The organism is Acidimicrobiales bacterium, from assembly GCA_041394245.1.
GTDB lineage: Bacteria > Actinomycetota > Acidimicrobiia > Acidimicrobiales > Aldehydirespiratoraceae > JAJRXC01.
In genome coordinates this window covers 701,281-719,428 of record JAWKIR010000003.1, presented here as the reverse complement: position 1 = coordinate 719,428, position 18,148 = coordinate 701,281, and the positions used below count along the sequence as shown (strand labels likewise).

Annotated in this window: 16 protein-coding genes; 6 read left to right on the top strand and 10 right to left on the bottom strand. The window is 68.4% G+C overall.

All coding sequences use genetic code 11. The annotated features are described in order from the left end of the window. Positions 1-23: 23 nt before the first annotated feature. The 4 genes from R2707_18135 to R2707_18120 are packed head-to-tail and all read right to left on the bottom strand — an operon-like array spanning position 24 to position 6,692. Positions 24-389: a DUF2304 domain-containing protein gene (locus R2707_18135; protein ID MEZ5247015.1), complete on the bottom strand. Its 366-nt coding sequence runs from the start codon at positions 387-389 to the stop codon at positions 24-26. Further along, positions 344-2,938, bottom strand: a complete 2,595-nt coding sequence (locus tag R2707_18130) for an acyltransferase family protein (protein ID MEZ5247014.1) — start codon at positions 2,936-2,938, stop codon at positions 344-346. Before R2707_18130 ends, R2707_18135 begins: the two co-directional genes overlap by 46 nt. A 37-nt stretch (positions 2,939-2,975) precedes the next feature. Then, complete coding sequence (locus R2707_18125) at positions 2,976-5,543, bottom strand: EAL domain-containing protein (protein MEZ5247013.1); 2,568 nt, start codon at positions 5,541-5,543, stop codon at positions 2,976-2,978. A gap of 18 nt (positions 5,544-5,561) precedes the next feature. Then, positions 5,562-6,692, bottom strand: a complete 1,131-nt coding sequence (locus R2707_18120; protein MEZ5247012.1) for a hypothetical protein — start codon at positions 6,690-6,692, stop codon at positions 5,562-5,564. Positions 6,693-6,824: 132 nt separating this feature from the next. Between R2707_18120 and R2707_18115 the strand changes: the two genes are divergently transcribed. Both R2707_18115 and R2707_18110 read left to right on the top strand, forming a co-directional pair. Continuing rightward, positions 6,825-7,454, top strand: coding sequence for a hypothetical protein (locus tag R2707_18115; GenBank protein MEZ5247011.1), 630 nt, complete (start codon positions 6,825-6,827; stop codon positions 7,452-7,454). Between the two features lie 40 nt (positions 7,455-7,494). Further along, positions 7,495-8,244 carry a hypothetical protein gene (locus R2707_18110; GenBank protein MEZ5247010.1) on the top strand — a complete coding sequence of 250 codons (750 nt, stop codon included), beginning with the start codon at positions 7,495-7,497 and terminating at the stop codon, positions 8,242-8,244. Positions 8,245-8,247: 3 nt separating this feature from the next. Here R2707_18110 and R2707_18105 read toward each other — a convergent pair whose 3' ends face one another. The 3 genes from R2707_18105 to R2707_18095 are packed head-to-tail and all read right to left on the bottom strand — an operon-like array spanning position 8,248 to position 10,729. Continuing rightward, positions 8,248-8,961 (bottom strand): MBL fold metallo-hydrolase, encoded by a 714-nt coding sequence (locus R2707_18105; protein ID MEZ5247009.1) that lies wholly within the window; start codon positions 8,959-8,961, stop codon positions 8,248-8,250. Continuing rightward, entirely contained in the window at positions 8,958-9,734 is a 777-nt protein-coding gene (locus tag R2707_18100) for a PaaX family transcriptional regulator C-terminal domain-containing protein (protein MEZ5247008.1), read from the bottom strand. Before R2707_18100 ends, R2707_18105 begins: the two co-directional genes overlap by 4 nt. Before the next feature lie 5 nt (positions 9,735-9,739). After that, positions 9,740-10,729, bottom strand: coding sequence for a fatty acid desaturase (locus R2707_18095; protein MEZ5247007.1), 990 nt, complete (start codon positions 10,727-10,729; stop codon positions 9,740-9,742). Positions 10,730-10,829: 100 nt separating this feature from the next. Between R2707_18095 and pheA the strand changes: the two genes are divergently transcribed. After that, complete coding sequence (gene pheA, locus R2707_18090; GenBank protein ID MEZ5247006.1) at positions 10,830-11,768, top strand: prephenate dehydratase; 939 nt, start codon at positions 10,830-10,832, stop codon at positions 11,766-11,768. Between the two features lie 4 nt (positions 11,769-11,772). Here pheA and R2707_18085 read toward each other — a convergent pair whose 3' ends face one another. From R2707_18085 to R2707_18075, 3 genes are read right to left on the bottom strand one after another with little or no spacing between them, the layout of a single operon-like run. Beyond that, a complete protein-coding gene (locus tag R2707_18085; GenBank protein ID MEZ5247005.1) occupies positions 11,773-12,513 on the bottom strand; it encodes a 2-phosphosulfolactate phosphatase in 741 nt (246 codons plus the stop codon). After that, the gene (locus R2707_18080; protein MEZ5247004.1) at positions 12,510-12,677 is read right to left on the bottom strand and encodes a hypothetical protein; all 168 of its coding nucleotides are present in this window, start codon (positions 12,675-12,677) and stop codon (positions 12,510-12,512) included. The genes R2707_18085 and R2707_18080 overlap by 4 nt, the downstream gene beginning before the upstream one ends. Continuing rightward, the gene (locus tag R2707_18075) at positions 12,677-14,233 is read right to left on the bottom strand and encodes an acyl-CoA carboxylase subunit beta (GenBank protein ID MEZ5247003.1); all 1,557 of its coding nucleotides are present in this window, start codon (positions 14,231-14,233) and stop codon (positions 12,677-12,679) included. Before R2707_18075 ends, R2707_18080 begins: the two co-directional genes overlap by 1 nt. Before the next feature lie 77 nt (positions 14,234-14,310). Here R2707_18075 and R2707_18070 point away from each other — a divergent pair, with 77 nt between their 5' ends. From R2707_18070 to R2707_18060, 3 genes are all read left to right on the top strand, one after another. Then, entirely contained in the window at positions 14,311-14,901 is a 591-nt protein-coding gene (locus R2707_18070) for a TIGR00730 family Rossman fold protein (protein ID MEZ5247002.1), read from the top strand. Positions 14,902-14,906: 5 nt separating this feature from the next. Beyond that, entirely contained in the window at positions 14,907-16,712 is a 1,806-nt protein-coding gene (locus R2707_18065; protein ID MEZ5247001.1) for a hypothetical protein, read from the top strand. A 63-nt stretch (positions 16,713-16,775) separates the two neighbouring features. After that, positions 16,776-18,101 (top strand): carotenoid oxygenase family protein, encoded by a 1,326-nt coding sequence (locus R2707_18060; protein MEZ5247000.1) that lies wholly within the window; start codon positions 16,776-16,778, stop codon positions 18,099-18,101. Positions 18,102-18,148 lie beyond the last annotated feature (47 nt).

Sequence of the window (18,148 nt, the reverse complement as noted above, 5' to 3'; positions counted from 1 at the left end):
CTGACCCCACATACCTTCTGGGGTCAGACACCCGTACCTTCTTCGGAGGCGGCGAGGTCGAGGCGGGCACGGAGGAGGGCGAACTCCTCGGCGAGGTCCTGGGTCCGGGCCTCGTTGCGTGACAGCTCGTAGGTCAGGTGCACGGTGGTGGCGAACAGCAGCGAGACCGCCGCGAGCAGGATCGTGTTGGACGGGGTTTCGATGCCGAGCATGTCGGACACCGACTCGACGATGCTCGGGACCGCGGCGATCGGCAGCAGCGCCACGGCGACCAACGACCACAACAGCGCGTACTTGCTCTTCAACACCCGCTGACGCACCAGCGAGTAGATGAACAGGACCGTCAGGACGAGGACGCTGGCGAAGACGAGGTGCGCGGTGGTCGACATGTCCCGAGGCTAGCCAGCCAGTGGATGCCGATCGCCGCTGCGACCACGAACGTCACCTCGGCCGGGGCCCGAAAGCGCGGGATGCCATAGAAGAGCACGGCAACGAGCGACACGTGCACCAGCATCGCGACGAGGATCCAACGTCCCCACGTTCGACCGAGCCGCCACAACCCGATACCGACCAGCGGTGCGAGAAGGTACAACGCCCCGATCGAGAGGTGCGACGCCCAGAGCTCGCGACCTTCCTGCGTGTTGAGCTGCGCCGTCGCCAGCGGACGGTAGACGCTCCACATCCGGCCCAGGCGCGCCGCCATCACCCGGGGCTGATCGCCCAGATGTTCGCCGATGTAGTCGATCGCCTGGTCGCGAGCGACACGCGAATCGACACTCGGGTCGGTGTCGTCGAACCGCCCGGTGGCATCGAGGAACTCGCCCGGCGCCAGCCAGAAGCCGAGACCCCCGCCGGAGTAGACGGCATCGTTGTTCGCTCCCACCAGCACGAGACCGTCGCCGTGCGACAGCAGCACGGGTTCCTCGAACCGCACCAGGTTCGGTACCACCCAAGGCGCCAGGACGACGATGGTGGCCACCCCCGTGAGCACCGCCCGTCCGATGCGGTCGCGCCAGCCGGGATGCGAGATCCACATGAGCGGGGCGACCACGAGCGGCAGCAGGAGGAGCGACTCGGCCCGGGCGAGGGCGGCGAACGCGATCCAGGCGCCCAATCCCACCGCGAGCCGCAGCGACGGTGTCTCCCGATAGCGGGCCGCCCAGTAGAGCGCCCCCGTGATGCACAGCACGGTGAGCGACTCCGCCATCACGAGGCCGTCGTTGATCCACAACCCGGGGTACACCGCGGCGATGACGGCGGCGACGACGCCCACCTCTCGACCCGCGAGCTTCCGGGCGAGCAGACCCACCAGCACGATCACCGCCGCACCGACGCCACACATGATGAGACGCTGCGCGAAGAGGTGGTCGCCTCGACCACCGGGTAGGAACGACGCGGGCGCGGCAACGATCGTCGTGAGGGGTGGGTGATCGGCCGCATGGGCGGCCGGGTCGGTCGGCGCCGCGAGCCCGACCTTGACGGCGATGTCCTGCCACGGCGTGACGAACCCCTCGCCCCTGGCCAACGCGTCGGCCGCCCGAGAGTAGAAGAACTGATCGCCCGGGAAGATGTCGGTGGTCGCCAACGTCTGGTCGTGTTTGGCGAAGGCCACATACGCGACCCGGCCCACGAAGCCCGCGCCCGCGATCACCCCGAGCTGGGCCCGAAACGAGGCGGCGATCCATCGGTGGCGCGCCCGGATCACGACGGATTCCAACGGAGTCGGATCGAGCACCGGGCGGCGCACGAGCCCTTGGTGGCGCTGCCCCCACGCTTCGACCACGTAGTAGCTGAGCACCGAAACGACCATCGTCGGCACCATGGCGATGACGAGATAGCTCCAGAAGTCGGTTCCGGCGTAGTCCCACAGCGCGGTCTCGCGGACGGCCCCGAACCGGTCGGCCAGCGGCTCCCACGGATGAACGACGAAGACCATGTGCCAGAGGTAGATGGAGTACGAGATCGTGCCGAGCCACTCCATCGGGCCGCTCCGCACGAACGACCGCACGAGCGACCGGCGGGACGACCCGAAGATCAGGGGGAAGAGGAGGCAGAAGCCGATCGCGCCGTAGACCGCCTGACGGCCGATCTCGCGCGGCCACGACGCGTCCTCGACGCCGAGGGCGAGACCCATGTGTTGGGAGACGATCTGGAAGAGCACCGCAGCTGCGATCCACCACATCCCGGCGGGACCGGCCCACCGCTCGAGACGGTCGCGCAGCGGCTCGCCGTCGGCGAACCCGACCCGGGCGACCGCCAACCCCATGCCGATGGCGAAGTAGTCGAGCGTGCCGGGCAGCCACAGGACCTGTGAGGGAGTCCACCGAGTGTCGAGGCTGAGCACCCAGATCCGGAAGAAGACCGACAGGAAATAGCACAGCGCGATGAAGACGAGCAGAGCGTTGCGTCGCGCCGCCCGGTCACGGTCGCGCAACCAGGGGCGCAGGAAGCGGGCCATCAGTGGGAGCGCGGCATAGAAGCTGATCTCGGTCGCGAGACTCCACGCCTGCGGCATCGGGCCGATCGAGTGCGTCGGCCAATGGATGTGGATCAGGAGGTAGGTCGTGACCGCACCGGTCACGTCGGCGAATCCTTCGCTGGTCAACAGCACGATCGCCGTGAGCGCGACCCAGAACGCCGGATAGATGCGAAGCGCTCGGCGCCACAGGTGCTCGAGGGCGGGCCGCAGTGCAGTGTCGTCGAGCACCGACACGGCAATCGGGCGGAAGAGCAGGAAGCCCGAGAGCGCGAAGAAGACCGGCACACCGATGTCGAGCCGGCCGAGATAGCCGCCCCACGTCTCGTGGCGGTAGGTGGCCGCCGACTGGAACCCGACGTGGTGCACGACGATCGCGAGCGCGGCGATCGCCCGCAGGCCGTCGAGTCCCCGGACGCGGCCGACGTCGACGGAACCAGGTGCGTTGGTGGCGGCGCCCATCAGCCGCAGAGTCTACGGCTCGTCGCGTGACGGGCTGTCAGCGATGCACGTTCCAGGCCAGTACGCCCTCGTGATCGAGGGCCGGACCGCTCTCGATCTGGCGGCGGATGCGCTCCGGCGGGCCGGGTCGTGCGAACAGGAAGCCCTGCGCGAAGTCGCACCCGAGGCTCCGGAGCAGCTCCAGGGTCGCAGTGTCCTCCACCCCTTCGGCCACGACCCGGTGACCGAGGTTGTGGGCGAGGTCGATGATGGACCGGGCGATGATGTAGTCGTTCTCGCGGTCGAGCATGCCCGAGACGAACGACTGGTCGATCTTGATCTCGTGGATCGGGAGCTTGCGCAGATGGGTCAACGACGAGAAGCCGGTGCCGAAGTCGTCGATGGAGATGCGGACACCCTGCTCGTGGAAGGCCTCGAGCACGTCGACGATCGCCCGGTGGTCCTCCATGATCTCGCGCTCGGTGATCTCGAGGATGAGCCGCTCGGCGGCGACACCGGCCGACTCGAGTCGATCGGCGACCGCTTGCGGCAGGTTCCGGTCGTACAGGTTGCGCACCGGCACGTTGACCGCGACCCGCTGGCCCGGCCAGTCCCGGATCGTCTCGAGCGCGTGATCGAGCACCGCGAACGTGAGGTCGCCGACCAGGCCCGAAACCTCACACAACTCGATGAACTGGTTGGGGCCGAGGAGACCGAGCCGCGGATGCTCCCAGCGGGCCAGTGCTTCCATCTCTCGCACCGTTCCGGTGCGCAGGTCGACCTTCGGCTGGAACCAGACGCGGAGCCCGCCGTCGAGGAGATGGCGAAGCTCACCCATCAGGGTGAGGCGGTCGAGTGAGTGTCGGTCGTCGTCTCTGGCGTAGAGCCGGTACGGCACCCCCGAGCGCTTCGAGTCGTACATCGCGATGTCGGCCCGTTGGAGGAGGACCTCGGCGTCGGTGCCGTGCGTCGGCGCGATCACCCCACCGATCGAGGCGGTGACTTCGACGCCGATGCCACCGAGTCGCACCGGTTGCTTGACGGCGTCCGCGACCCTGTGCGCGACCTCGAACAGATCCGCCTCGGTCGCACCGCCGATGACGACGGCGAACTCGTCACCGCCGAGTCGGGCAACGGTGTCGACCTCGCGCATGAGGTTGCTCAGCCGACTCCCGATCGTCGTGAGGAGTTCGTCGCCGTGGCCGTGGCCCAGCGTGTCGTTGATCTCCTTGAACTGGTTGAGATCCAACAGGAGCAGCCCGACGCTGGTGCCATCGCGCTGTAGGACCGCCAGTGCCTGGGTGAGCCGATCGAAGAGCAGGGAGCGATTCGGCAACCCGGTCAGGTGGTCGTGGAACGCCTGATGACGGATCAGCTCCGTCGCTCGCCTCCGATCGGTGACGTCGGTGAACTGCACGCCGATGGCACCGTCGGGAAGTGCGACCATCTCGTAGTCGAAGGTGCGAATGCCCTCGGGGGTCGCAATGTCGACGTCGTCACGATCGGCCACGCGTCCGGTCAGATGGACGTCGTCGAGATCGGCGCGAATCGTCACCGGCAGCCACGGCGCGATCCCGGTCAGGGTTCTCCCCACCGCATCGGCAGCACCGATCCCGGCGAGTGCGGCGAAGGCAGGGTTGACCTGCAACACCGCAGGTTCCTCTTCGGGTGTCGACCTCGGCGCGAGAACCAGCAGTGGCTCGGCCTGGTGGGCGACCACCGCGGCCAGCCGGTCGACTTCTTCACGAGCGGCGGCTTCTTCGGCGATGTCGAGGATCACGCCCCGGAGATAGCGACGATCGGCGACTTCGACCGACCGCACGACCTCTCGCACCCGAAGTGACGAACCGTCCGCACAACGCAGGCGGACCTCACGAACCGCCGGCCCATCGATGGCAGCGAGATCGGCGACATACCGGTGGAGGTCCGCAGGGTGAACCCGCTGCGCGACCGGCAGGCTTCGCCAGTCGGTGACCGCGAATCCCAGGAGGTCCTCGACGCGGCCGACGGCCCGCGTGAGATCGAAGGTCGCCATCTCCGCTTCCCACACGATGACCGGCAGCGAATCGACCAGGTCGGCCACCCGCAGGAGACTGTCGCGACCTTCGCCCAGGATCTTCAGGTTGTTGGAGTTCATCGACGCGGTGGTGGCGACCATCACCGCAATGGCGTAGACGCCGCCCGGCGGGTGGGCGATGAACGCTGCGATGGACATGCCGCCGCACCCGATCCCGCACAGGATCCAACTCGCACGGGGCGACACCAACCAGCCGATGGTGACCGCGGAGACCATCGGCACCAGCAGCGCGACCCACGCCGCGGGGTCCGACGCGCTGACATAGCTGATGAGGAGCAGATCGAATGCCCCCAGCATCGCGGCCTGGTGCCGCCGGTCGGCGACGAGCAGGACGGCGACCATCCCGAGCAGATAGATGGCCGACGCCACCATCACGTGCCCGGCCGGCCGCGAGAGAACCAGACCGGCCACGACCAACGGGCCCATCACGAAATGGGCGACGCGGATCAGTTCCAACGTGCGGTCACGAACCGCCGTCTTGTCGTGCGTCCACTGCTCGATCAGCGCGTCGACGTCGGACGTCGAATCAGCCGGGTGTCCCCGGAGCATCGCGCTGAACAATGGCCGTCAGCTCTGCTCAGGCCGCAGCAACCAGTCGCGACTCGGATCGGGGGCGTCGTCGCCGTCGAGGAACTGCCGGAACGCCTGATCGTCGATGTCCTCGGTCTCGAGCGCCTCGGCCAGGGTGTCCGGCCGGGTCTGCTCGATGAGACGGGGGCCGAGCGATCCGAAGAGACCGACGTCATCGGTCTCTTCGTCGGTCTCGTCATCGGCGGCGAGGTCGTCGAAACCGACGACGGTGGTTTCCCGCGAACGGATCCGTGAGAACAGGCCGCCGCTGGGGCGCTTCTCCTCGGACACGGTCTCGTCGGACACGGTCTCGATCACCGGCACGCCACCGAAGACGGAGAGCGGGCCCACGGGTACCTCATCGACGGCGGTCTCGGGTACGTCCACGATTCGGTCCTCTTCGGGGATGGCGCCTTCGAGCATCTCGAGCCAGGGATCGGTCACCGCTGCGACCGGTTCCTCGGCGACGGGCGCCGGGGTGTCGAGGGGATCGTCGTCGGCATCGAAGCCCGAGTGCTCGTGCTCGCCCTCGCCGTCACCCTCACCCTCACCCTCACCCAGAACCTTGAGGTCGCCGGCGGGAAGCTCGGTGTGCATGAACGACACCATCGAGTTCGCGAGCTCCTCCACGCGGCGTCGCAGCGACTCGTGGTAGCCGTCGAGGGCGGCGCGTTCTTCGTCGAGCGCGAGACGAATCTCTGCAACGGCTTCGACTTCCAGGGCGATCTTCTCGCGTTCCGCGGCGACGATCGCCTCGGCTTCGCGTTCGGCTTCCGCGGTGATGGCGGCGGCCTTCTCGGTCGCCTCCTCGACCGCCTCCTGGGCACGGTCGGCGTCGGCGAGCAGCTGCTCGGCCATGGCCTCGGCTTCGGCGGCAACGCGAGTCGCCTCGTCGCGGCGGGCCTCGGCCTCGGCGCTGATCTCCTCGACGATCTCGTCGGCCTCGCGGCGAGCGTCGGCGACGGCACGGTCGACGGTCTCGGCCGCCATCGTCAGGAATCGCGAGGTGACCGCGGTCGGGTCATCGCCCCGCAGCGTCTCGAGTTCGGCCTTCAGTCGAGCGACCTCCAGCTCGAGCTCCTGTTCGCGAGCAGTCGGTGCCGAGGTCGATTCGTGATGCTCCGTCATGCGTGGTCCTCTGGGGTGCGAGTGGTCCGCGAGCGCGGCTCCACCAGCACAATCGGCCTCCGTCGGGCGGTCTTGAGGTCTGGGGACCAGGGTCGTCGGGCCGATCGCAGGCCGCCCCTAGCCTTCTGACCCGTGGCGCAGTCCGACGATGACCTCATCTGGTACGCCGCCTACGGCTCGAACTGCCTGGCGGCCCGATTCGAGGCCTACCTGACGGGCGGCCGCGCCCGCGGGGCGACACGATCCGAACCCGGAGCACGCGATCCCCGGCCGCCGCGGGACAGCGAGGCCTGCTGGTTCCCCACGGGGGTCCGCTTCCTCGGCGACAGCGCGAAGTGGGGAGGTGGTGGCGTCGCATTCCTCGATCACGACGGAGGTGTCCCCGCCCCCGGGCGGCGCTACCTGATCACCAAGGGGCAGTTCGACGACGTCGTCGCCCAGGAGAACCGGCGCGCGTCGGCACCGATTCAGGTCGACTCGCTGACCCCGGGAATGGTGACAGCGCTCGGCGGCGGTGCCTACGGCGGGGTCCTCCGCCTCGAATCGGCGCACGACATCCCTGTCGTGACGTTCACGTCGTCTGCTCCGCTGACGGATCGACGCACCAACCCGCCCTCGGCTGCCTATGTCGGCACGATCCTGCGGGGGCTGCTGGAGGTGCACAGCAGCCCCGTCGACGAGATCGTCGACGCGCTGCTGGCCGCGCCCGGCGTCGCCGAGGGGTGGACGGCCTCCGAGCTGGCCGAACTCGCCCGGAAATAGGTCGATCGACTCATGCCCCGCGGGGGACGCGCTTCCTAGCGTGACCATTGCGGGTGCGGCCCACCCGACCGAGGCGAACGTGACGACGAACCATGTCGTCGACGGCAGCGCGGTGGAGGAAGACGCGGAGGAGAACGTGGTGGAGAAGCGGGATCAGACGAACGAACCCTTGGCTCATCGGCTGCGCAATGCCGCGATCGAACGCACGACGACCGACGCGGAACGGGTCGATGACTTCGTACTCGACAAGGACGGCGTCCTCGATCTCCGCGAGTTCGAACGCGACACACTCGGCGCGTCAGTGGCCGATCCGGCCAAGGCACTGGCGACCATCAGGGGCCAGCTCGGCGACGCCCACGAGGTGTCGGACCTCTACGACGAGTCGGAGCCGGAACCCTCCCGCTGGCCGTTCGGTCGTCGATCCCGCCACACGCTCGTCGCGGAGGTCGCTCCGACGGTTCGGCAGGCGCAGGTCGCCCCCCCGGAACCCGCTCCGGCCACGCGGCGGCCCCTGAGCCGGCTCTCGATGGTGCCGCTCACGAGCGAGGCCCCGACGACATCGGACGTACCCGATGACGCGACCGTCCCCGACACGGGCGTGTTCGAGTCGGCGTCGATCCGCAACCCGACCGGACCGGAGATCGACCTGCGCGACGAAGGCCGCCCCACCGCGACCTGCCCGAAGTGCATGGGCCTCGCCCATCGCGACCTCTTCGACCGTTTCAGCCAGACCGAGTTCTACAGCTGCGACAACTGCATGCACATGTGGCAGCAGGAGGCGGCGGGCTGAGACTCAGCCCCCGAAGACCGCCAGCCACTGCTCCCGGCTCTTCGGCCGGAACACCATGTTGCGTTCGCGGGTGATGCCCATCGTCGCCGACGACTCGATCGAGTACTGGTGGCCTGGATAGAGCACCGCCTCGTCGGGGACCCGCGCGAGCCGCTGGGTGAGGCTCTCGTACATCTCGGCGGGATCAGCGCCCGGTAGGTCGGTGCGGCCACACCCGTCGAGGAAGAGGGTGTCGCCGGCGACGAGGCGACCGTCGACCAGGAAGCACTGACTCCCCGGCGTGTGTCCCGGCGTGTGGATCAGCTCGATCTCCACGGCTCCCACCGACACCTTGTCGCCGCTGCGGTGCCGGACGAGGGCGGCGTCGGACAGCCCGGTCACCTTCTGGACGAACTCGGCCTCGGCCGCTTGCACGTGGATCGGAACCTCGACCCGTTCCATCAACTCGGCGACACCTTCGAGCTTCATGCCCATCATGGAGCCGCCGACGTGATCGGGGTGGTAGTGGGTGGCGAGCACGCCCGCGCACCGCATGCCGTCGGCCTCGATGGTGTCGACGAGACCGTTGACGTCGTAGGCCGGATCGACGAGGAGCGCCTCGCCGGTCTCCCGGTCACCGATCGCGTAGACGAAATTGACCATCTGGGCGGCCATCGGATCGCCGGTGGCGAAGTCGCGGCCCGAGAGCAGCTGACGGAAGTAGAAGCGGTTGCTCATCCGGCCAATCTAGATCGACTGCGAAAGAAGGCCGACAGGTGGCGTCGATAGGTCCGGTCGTACTCGTCGTAGCTCCGGCGCAGTGCCGTGGCCGGCCACTCGGGCGGGTGGAGCTCGACCGGGAGCAAGGGATCGGCCACGAGGTGTCGCAGCGAGTGGGCGGCGACCGCGAAGCCGTCGGCCAACGATCCGGGACTCCCGGCATCGAGCCGGTCGCTCATCGCCGACATGCGCCGAATGTGTTTGCGCGCCTCGGTTGCCCACGGCTCGAGATCGAAGAGCTCGACGACGAGCGCAGCGGGGTCGCCGGCCGGGGTCGCCAGGTAGCGTTCGGTCTGGGTCGCGACCACTTCGCGAGCCGACGGAAGTCGCTCGGGATCGAGGTTGTCGGGGCGCAGCCACACCCCTTCACGCCGTTCCCGGAGGCCCAGGTGTGCGGCTGCCTGCCGCAAACCGGCCCGCTCGCCTGCATCTCGTGCGCCGCCCAGCACGACGTGGACCTCCCAGGCACCCGACCAGGGGCGCACGCGGGGCGCGAGCCCGGCCTCCTGGCGGACTTGGCGCTCGAGCAACGGGCCGGCGAGCACGTAGTGCCCGTCGGTCTCCCGGTGCAGTTCGCCCCGATCGACCATACGGCTGAGCGCCACCCGCGTCGTGCCCGGATTGACACCGAACTCCTCCGCGAAGGCCACGAGCAACCGGCCGGGGAGCCGCGGCGGGATCGTTCCGAGCAGGGTGGACGCAACGATGCTGCGCGCGGAGAGGTCGGCCACGAAGGTCAGTCGTCCGGTCGGGTGAGAGTCCGCCAGAAGGCCCAGTAGCCGCGATGGGTGATCGCATCGGTGACATAGCCGTCCTCCTCGAGCGCCTGCTGGAGCTTCGGGAGGTTGGCCATCGGGATGCCCGAGTCGACATGGTGGGCGAGGTGGTAGCCGATGGACTGCGACAAGAACACGTGTTTCGAGAGGAACCCCTGGCGGATGTGGTGGGTGGTCAGGCGGCGGTCGTCGGAGCGGGTCATCCCCGCGTGCTCGGCCAGTGCGCGGAGGCGGTTGGCGACTCGCCAGTAGGTGAGCCAGGGCAGCAGCCAGAGGAACAGGAACAGCCAAGGGTGACCGAGGACGGCGAAGACCACGAAGACGAGTGCCTGCCCGCCCAGGAAGCGCAACGCCCGCACCCGTCGTCCCTTGCGGGCGAGGCCCACGAGCGATGGTTTGACGTTCTTCCATCCCGACACGCCGAGCGCGTCGCGCAGCAGTTTCCGCCGCAGCGATGCCCGTGGGATCGGGTAGCGGGCGTAGAGGGCGAAGTCGGGCTCACGCTCGCCGAACTCGTCGCGATGGTGTTGGGAGTGGGCGAGTCGGTAGTTGGCCTCACCGGTCCCGAACGCGATCCACCCGATCAGCTTCTCGCCGACGAGGTCGTTGAGTCGCCGGTTGCTGAAGAGCAACCGGTGGGCGGCCTCGTGGAACAGGGTCAGGGCCCGCTGGAAGTACGCCCCCATCACGAAGAAGGCGATCACCCACGCCACCGGATGGTCGAGCGCCACCGCGGCGCCGATCGCGACGAATGGATAGACGAGCGCGACCGCCACGAGGAACGCGTTGCGCACATTCGGGATCCGGCGGAGTTCGGCCCGGAACTCGGGTCGGGGTCGGCCGTCGGGCCGGAGCCGGTCGGATCCCTCGAAGGGGCTGACCCGGTCGACGGGCGCGAGACCGCCGGTGAAGGCCGCCACCAGTTCGTCGTGCGACATGGTCGTCGTCATGGCTCCATCCTAGCCACGGAACATTACAAACAGAGCAACACGTGTCGTCTATTGTGTAATACACGGGAGGCTCGCTCCGTCGGCTCTATCCTCCGTGGTCGTGAACGCTTCCACCTCCTCGACGCCGACGATCGCCTACCTGGGCCCGGTCGGAACGTTCACCGAGCAGGCGCTACTCAGCGAGCCCGACCTGGCCGCGCTGGATCTCGTGCGGTTCGGCAGCATCGTCGAGGTCCTCCGTGCGGTCGAGAGTGCGGCGGTCGACTACGGCTTCGCCGCGATCGAGAACATGATCGAAGGAGCGGTCAACGCAACCATCGACACGCTCGCGTTCGACGCCGATCTGCTGATCCAGCGCGAGGTGGTCATGAACGTGAACCTCAACCTCCTCGTGAATCCCGGCGTCGGTCTCGACGACATCACCCACGTCCGCTCGATGCCCGTCGCCTATGCCCAGTGCCGGCGCTACCTCGCCGACACCCTGAGCAAGGCGGCCATCGAGGCGACCAACTCCACCGCCGACGCCGCCCGCGAGTTGTCGGAGTCCGGCCGCACCGACACGGCGGCGATCGCCCCGCAGCGTTCGGCCGAGGTCTACGGCCTCGAGATCCTGGCGGCCGACATCGAGGACCACCCCGAGAACCAGACCCGGTTCGTGCTGGTCAGCCGTGACGGGGTCACCCCACCGACCGGCCACGACAAGACCTCGATCGTCATCTACCAGCGAGCCGACGAGCCCGGGTCGCTGGTCGCCATCCTCTCGGAGTTCGCGGCCCGCAACATCAACCTGACCAAGCTCGAGAGCCGGCCGACCCGCAAGGGGCTCGGCGACTACTGCTTCCTCATCGACTGCGAAGGCCACATCGCCGACCAGGTCGTCGGCGACGCCCTGCGCAACATCCAGATGAAACACGGACGGGTGAAGTTCCTCGGGTCCTACCCGTCGGCCTACGGCACGGTCGAGGAGCAGGAGTCGGCCCGGGCGGGCGTCGCCGAGGCCGATCAATGGCTCGACGACCTCCGCCGGCAGATCCGCTGAGGGGTCACTCGGCGCGGGCGACGAAGCGGCCCTCGCACAACACCGGCACGAGATCGCTCACATGGGCCTGCGCCGCCAACGTCACGTCGTCGGGCCAGCCCCGATCGATGAGTTCACGACCCGAGTGACACTCGCGGAGTCGATCCAGCAAGTCGCCCTCGGCGTCGTGCCAGGCCGCCGCCGCAACCCGGGCTTCCGGGCTGAGATCGAGACGGTCGAACATCGACAGGACCGCCCCGGCGCCGAGCAGGTCCTCGACCGCCACCCGCAGCGGACCGGTGGATCCGTTCCAGCGCTCCCCCGCGGCGACGACACCGACGGTCAGGTCCTCGTCGGCGAACACGCTCCCGACCGCCGCGCCGTTGCGGACGCACGCGACGACGACCTCTGCGGCACCGGCCTCGACCGCCCCGAACGCGAGCGCCGCGCCGTTGGGCGAGGGCAGCACGATACGCGTCCCCGCGGGGACGTCGGCCATCGAGCTCGGCGACAGGGAGAACCGGGACGCACCGTCGCGCGGTCCCGCGAGCTCGGCCCCGACCGATTCGGCGTAGTCGGCCGCGGTACCGTCGTTCATCTTGTAGGGAAAGACCTCGGCACCCCGCCCGAGGGCGACGTCGACACAGGTCGTGAACGACAACACGTCGACGATCACGACGACGTCGACCTCGGGAGCGATGGTGCGGAGCCCCATCGGACCCCAATCGAAGCGAACCCGGAACTGCTCCGGGTCCGCGGGGTTCACGTCCAGCCGCCGTAGCGCGGGCGGGCCGACCACCAGCGGCCGGCGAAGCGCCAACGAGGCAGATCGTCGGGAGTGGTCGCCTCGTCGGGGCGGGGCCACAGCGCCTCGTAGGCGGCCAGGATCGCCGCCATCTCCTCGTCGGTCGGCGCCGGGGTGACGTCCATTACAGCGGCACGTTCCCGTGCTTGCGCTGCGGCATCTCCTCGCGCTTGCTCTCGAGCAAGCGGAGGCCCGCGACGATCTTGCGTCGCGTTTCCGACGGCTCGATCACGTCGGCGACATAGCCGCGTTCGGCGGCGATGTAGGGATTGGCCAGACGCTCGGTGTAGTCGTCGATGAGCTCGGCCCGGCGAGCGACCGGATCGGCCGCATCGGCCAACTCGCGGCGGTGGATGATCTCCACCGCGCCCTGCGAACCCATCACTGCGAGCTCCGCGGTCGGCCATGCGAACGCCAGGTCGGAACCGACCGACTTGGAGTCCATGACCACGTAGGCGCCGCCGTAGGCCTTGCGGGTGATGATCTGGATGCGGGGAACGGTCGCCTCGCAGTAGGCGTAGAGCAGCTTGGCGCCGTGACGGATGATGCCGCCGTACTCCTGGTCGACACCGGGGAGGAACCCCGGGACGTCGACGAAGGTGAGCAGCGGGATGTTGAACGCGTCGCAGGTCCGCACGAAGCGGGCGGCCTTCTCGGCCGACTCGATGTCGAGCACACCGGCGAGCATCATCGGCTGGTTGCCGACCACACCGACGGCACGACCGTCGACCCGGGCGAAGCAGCAGGTGATGCTCTTGCCCCACGCCGAGTGGTACTCCATGAAGTCGCCGTCGTCGACCACCGCGGCGATGACCTTCTTCATGTCGTAGGGGACGTTGGGGCTCTCGGGAAGGATCTCGTCGAGCTCGGGACAGAGCCGATCGGGGTCGTCGGCCGACTCCATCCTCGGGGTCTGCTCGAGATTGTTGGACGGCAGGAAGCTCAGGAGGTACTTGACCTCGTCGAGCACCTCTTCCTCGGAGTCCGACACGAAGGTGGCGACGCCGGACTTGCTGCTGTGGGAGCCGGCACCGCCGAGCTCCTCGAGGGTCACCTCTTCGCCCGTCACCGTCTTGACCACATCGGGGCCGGTGATGAACATGTGCGACTTCTCGCGCACCATGAAGATGAAGTCGGTCATGGCCGGGCTGTAGACCGCACCGCCGGCACACGGGCCGAGGATCACCGAGATCTGCGGGATGACACCCGACGACTGGACGTTGCGATAGAAGATGCCGCCGTAGCCGTCGAGCGAGACGACGCCTTCCTGGATGCGGGCACCGGCGCCGTCGTTGAGTCCGATCATCGGCGCGCCCGTCGCGAGCGCGAGATCCATCACCTTGTGGAGCTTCTCCGCGAAGACCTCGCCGAGGGCGCCGCCCATGACGGTGAAGTCCTGCGAGAAGACGAAGACCTTCCGGCCGTCGACGGTTCCCCACCCGGTGATGACACCGTCGGTGTAAGGCCGCTCGTCGAGCACCCCCTCCGCCGCGCGATGACGCGCGAGCATGTCGAGTTCGTTGAACGAACCCTCGTCGAGCAGATACTCGATCCGCTCGCGGGCGAGCATCTTGCCCTTGTCGTGCTGACGCTGAACGGAACGTTCGGAGCCGGCGTGGATCGCCTGTTGCTTGCGTTCGCGCAGGTCTTCGAGCTTGGCCTTCATGGAGTGATCAACCACGGGCCGCAATCTACCTGCGGACCGGCCTGACACCCGAAACGGGCAGCTCGGACTCCTGCACTCGCTACGGTCTCGGGATGTCCGACTTCTCCCGTGTCTGTGTCTTCTGCGCCTCGTCGCCCGGCGCCGACCCTGCGATCACCGAGGCCACCGTCGAGCTCGGGCGACTCCTCGTCGAACGTGACCTCGAGCTCGTCTACGGCGGCGGTGCGGTCGGACTCATGGGACTGATCGCCGACACCGTGATGGAGCATGGCGGCCGCGTCACCGGAGTCATCCCGAGGAATCTCTTCTCCCGCGAGGTCGGCCACACCGATCTCACCGTGCTCGAAGAGGTCGACACGATGCATGTGCGCAAGGCCCGCATGTACGACCTGGCCGACGCGTTCATCGCCCTGCCCGGGGGATTCGGCACACTCGAGGAGCTCGCCGAGACCCTGACCTGGAACCAGATCGGTCTGCTGAAGAAGCCGGTCGGGGTGCTCGATGTCGGTGGGTTCTGGCAGCCGCTGCTCCACCTGCTCGACTCGATGGTCGACAAGGAGATCCTGAAGCCCGCCAACCGCGACGTCCTCCTCGCGGAGGAATCACCCGCCGCGCTCCTCGATGCGCTCGAGGCGCAGGACCTCACCTATGTCCCGAAATGGATCGGCGACGGCGAGATCTGATGTCCATGCGCCTTCCGTCCCGATCGCTCGCGGCGGTGATCGTCGCCGGGGCGGTGCTCGCGGGTGCCTGCGGCAGCTCCGCCGAGAGCACCGATCCCATCGCCGTGCCGACGACCACATCGGCGCCCGCGCCCGGCGCGACGACCGCGCCGGATCCGCCGCCGGCCCCGGCGTACGACATCGACGAGGTGCTCGCCCGCGACCCGATGGTGACGTTGAACGTGACGCCACCGATGCCCGCGGGAGCGAACCTGCCACTGCCGCCCGGCATGGCCGACTTCGACGACCTCTTCACCGAGGCCGGACAGGCCCGGTGGGCAGAGGCGCGCGCACGCGTCGATGTCTTTCGCGTCCACGCCTGGCAGGTCCGCCACTTCCTGTCGGACGAACAGTTGCGGGTGATGATCGGCTACCTCGACGACCACGGCATCCCCCTGATGTTCGAAACGGAACCACTGCAACCACCGGACCCGGCCGAGTGCGCCCACACCGAATCCTTCGAGGGCCCGTACGACCTCGAGATGGCGCAGCGGATCCACGATCTGGGCGGCACGATCGCCGTCGTGGCGATCGAGGAGCCGTATCACTTCGCTCACAAGCTCCAAGGTCCGGACGCCTGCAACTACACCGTCGAACGGATCGTCGACGAGGTCATCGACTACATGCGGCAGATGCGGGCCATCTTCCCCGATGTCCCCGTGGGCACCATCGAGCCGATCTGGGCATCACCGACAACGACACCCGAGGACATGGAGATCTGGCTCGACACGTACGAGGAGCGTGCCGGTGAGTCGTTCGCCTTCCTCCACATCGATCCCAACTGGTACTACGAATCGTGGCCCGAGATCGCCGTCGGGATCGAGGCGGTCGCCGACGCCAGGGGCGTCCCGTTCGGCGTGCTCTACAACGGCGGCACCGAAACCAGCAGCCGACGCTGGATGGACTTCCTCATGGAGAACGTCGCCACGCTCGAACGCGACCACGGGTCGACGCCACAACACATCTCCTTCCAGTCATGGGTCGATCAACCCGAACTCGCGCTCCCCGACGACGACCCGGCCGCGCTGACGAGTGCCATCGTCCGCTACGACGGCAGCCGCACGGTCATCGAGGGATCGGCCGACGACGCGGGCAACATCACCGTCACGCTCACCGCCGACGACGGCGCGCCGGTCGAGGCGGCACCGGTGACGGCGACGCTGCGCTCGCAAGCCGGTGCTCTCTCCACCATCTCGGTGACCGGCACCGTTCCCGCCGGCGTGACCGAAGCGATCGTGCTCGTACGGACCAATGTCGAGGACACCACCCCCGGGTCCGCGCAGCTGCGTATCGCCGAGATCGGCTACACCGATGGCGACGACCCGACGGACAGGATCGCCAACGGTGACTTCGTCGAGGGGCTGACCGGCTGGGCGGCCTACGGCGAACCGATGGGTCGGGTGTCGCTCGGCAACGGCGACGGTCGGAACTGGATCACGATCGACGCCGAGCCGGACGAGATCGTCTTCATCGACGGCCCGACCATCCCCGTCATCGCCGGCAGCGCCTACGAGCTGCGGGCCACGGTCGGCATCCCGCCCGACTCGGTCGGGACGACGACGATCTCACTCGAGTTCGTCGGCGGTGGCCGGGCCAACCTCTTCCTCGCGCCCGGCCCACTCGAGGCAATCGACACCACCACGTCGCCGCGTGGCGTGGCCACCTTCGACCTCGGCGCGCTCGACCCCGGCCCCTACCGGATCGAGGTGGACTACGCGGGCGATCTCGACAACTGGCCGGCGACGTTCGAGACGACGATCGAGGTTCCCTGAACGCAGGTCGAATCCTTCCTGAGGTGGATGCGGGGTCGAGTACCCCTCGGCGACACTGGGGCCATGACGACGGTCGACTTCTTCCAAGGCAACTACGCACCCGTCCGTGAGGAGCTCACGGCACTCGACCTCGCGGTCACCGGCACGATCCCGAGCGAACTCGACGGTCGACTCCTGCGGATCGGGCCCAACCCGGTGACCGACCCCTCGCCGACCGACCACTGGTTCACCGGCAGCGGGATGGTCCACGGCCTCGAACTCCGCGACGGCAAGGCCCAGTGGTACCGCAATCGCTACGTCAACAGCGACCACGTGGCCGATGCGCTGGGACGCCCTCGCATGCCCGGTCCTCGCCACGAGGGCGGCGACGGCACGGCCAACACCAACGTGATCGGTCACGCCGGCACCACGTTCGCGATCGTCGAGGGGTTCAGCTATCCGGTCGAGCTGACCCATGAGCTCGAGACCGTGGCGTCGAACAACTTCGAGGGAACGCTCGAGGGGACCTTCACCGCCCACCCCAAACGGCATCCCGACACGGGAGAACTCCACGCGGTCACGTACTTCTTCGGCTGGGACTTCGTCCGCTATGTCGTCGTCGGCGCCGACGGCCGCGTCCGTCGCACCGTCGACGTGCCGACCGGGCACAGCCCCATGGTGCACGACTGCTCGATCACCGAGAGTGCCGTGCTGATCCTCGACTTCCCCGTCCACTTCGACCTCGACGCGGCGATGGCCGGCGCCGGTCTCCCCTACCGGTGGCAGCCCGACGAGGTCTGTCGGATCGGAGTGCTGCCCTTCGACGCGCCGGCCGAGGCCGTCACCTGGTGCGAGCTCGACCCGTGCTTCGTCTTCCATCCGATGAACTCCTTCGACCGGGCCGACGGCACGATCCAGCTCGACGTCTGTCGTCACGAGCGCATGTTCGACTCGGTGACCAACGGTCCGGCGGAGGGCCCCCCGACGCTCACCCGGTGGATCCTCGATCCCGCGAAGGGGACGGTCAGCGAGGAACTGCTCGACGACCGCAACCAGGAGTTCCCTCGCGTCGACGAGCGCAGAGTCGGTAAGGACGCCCGCTACGGCTACTCGGTCGGCTTCGTGGGCGAGGAGGGCCCGGCGTTCAAACGAGACCTGCGGACCAACACCGTCGAGCTGCACGACTTCGGCCCGGGTCGGTCAACCCAGGAGATGGTGTTCGTGCCCCGCTCTCCCGACGCCGCCGAGGACGACGGTTGGTGCATGAGCTACGTCCACGACGCCAACACCGACACCGCCGACGTGGTCATCCTCGCCGCGCAGGACTTCAGCGGCGAGCCGCAAGCCATCGTGCACCTGCCCCAGCGCGTGCCCTACGGCTTCCACGGCAACTGGGTGCCCAACCCCTGATGCATCGCTGAGCAGGGTGCTGCAGGAGGTCCCGGCGACGGCGATCG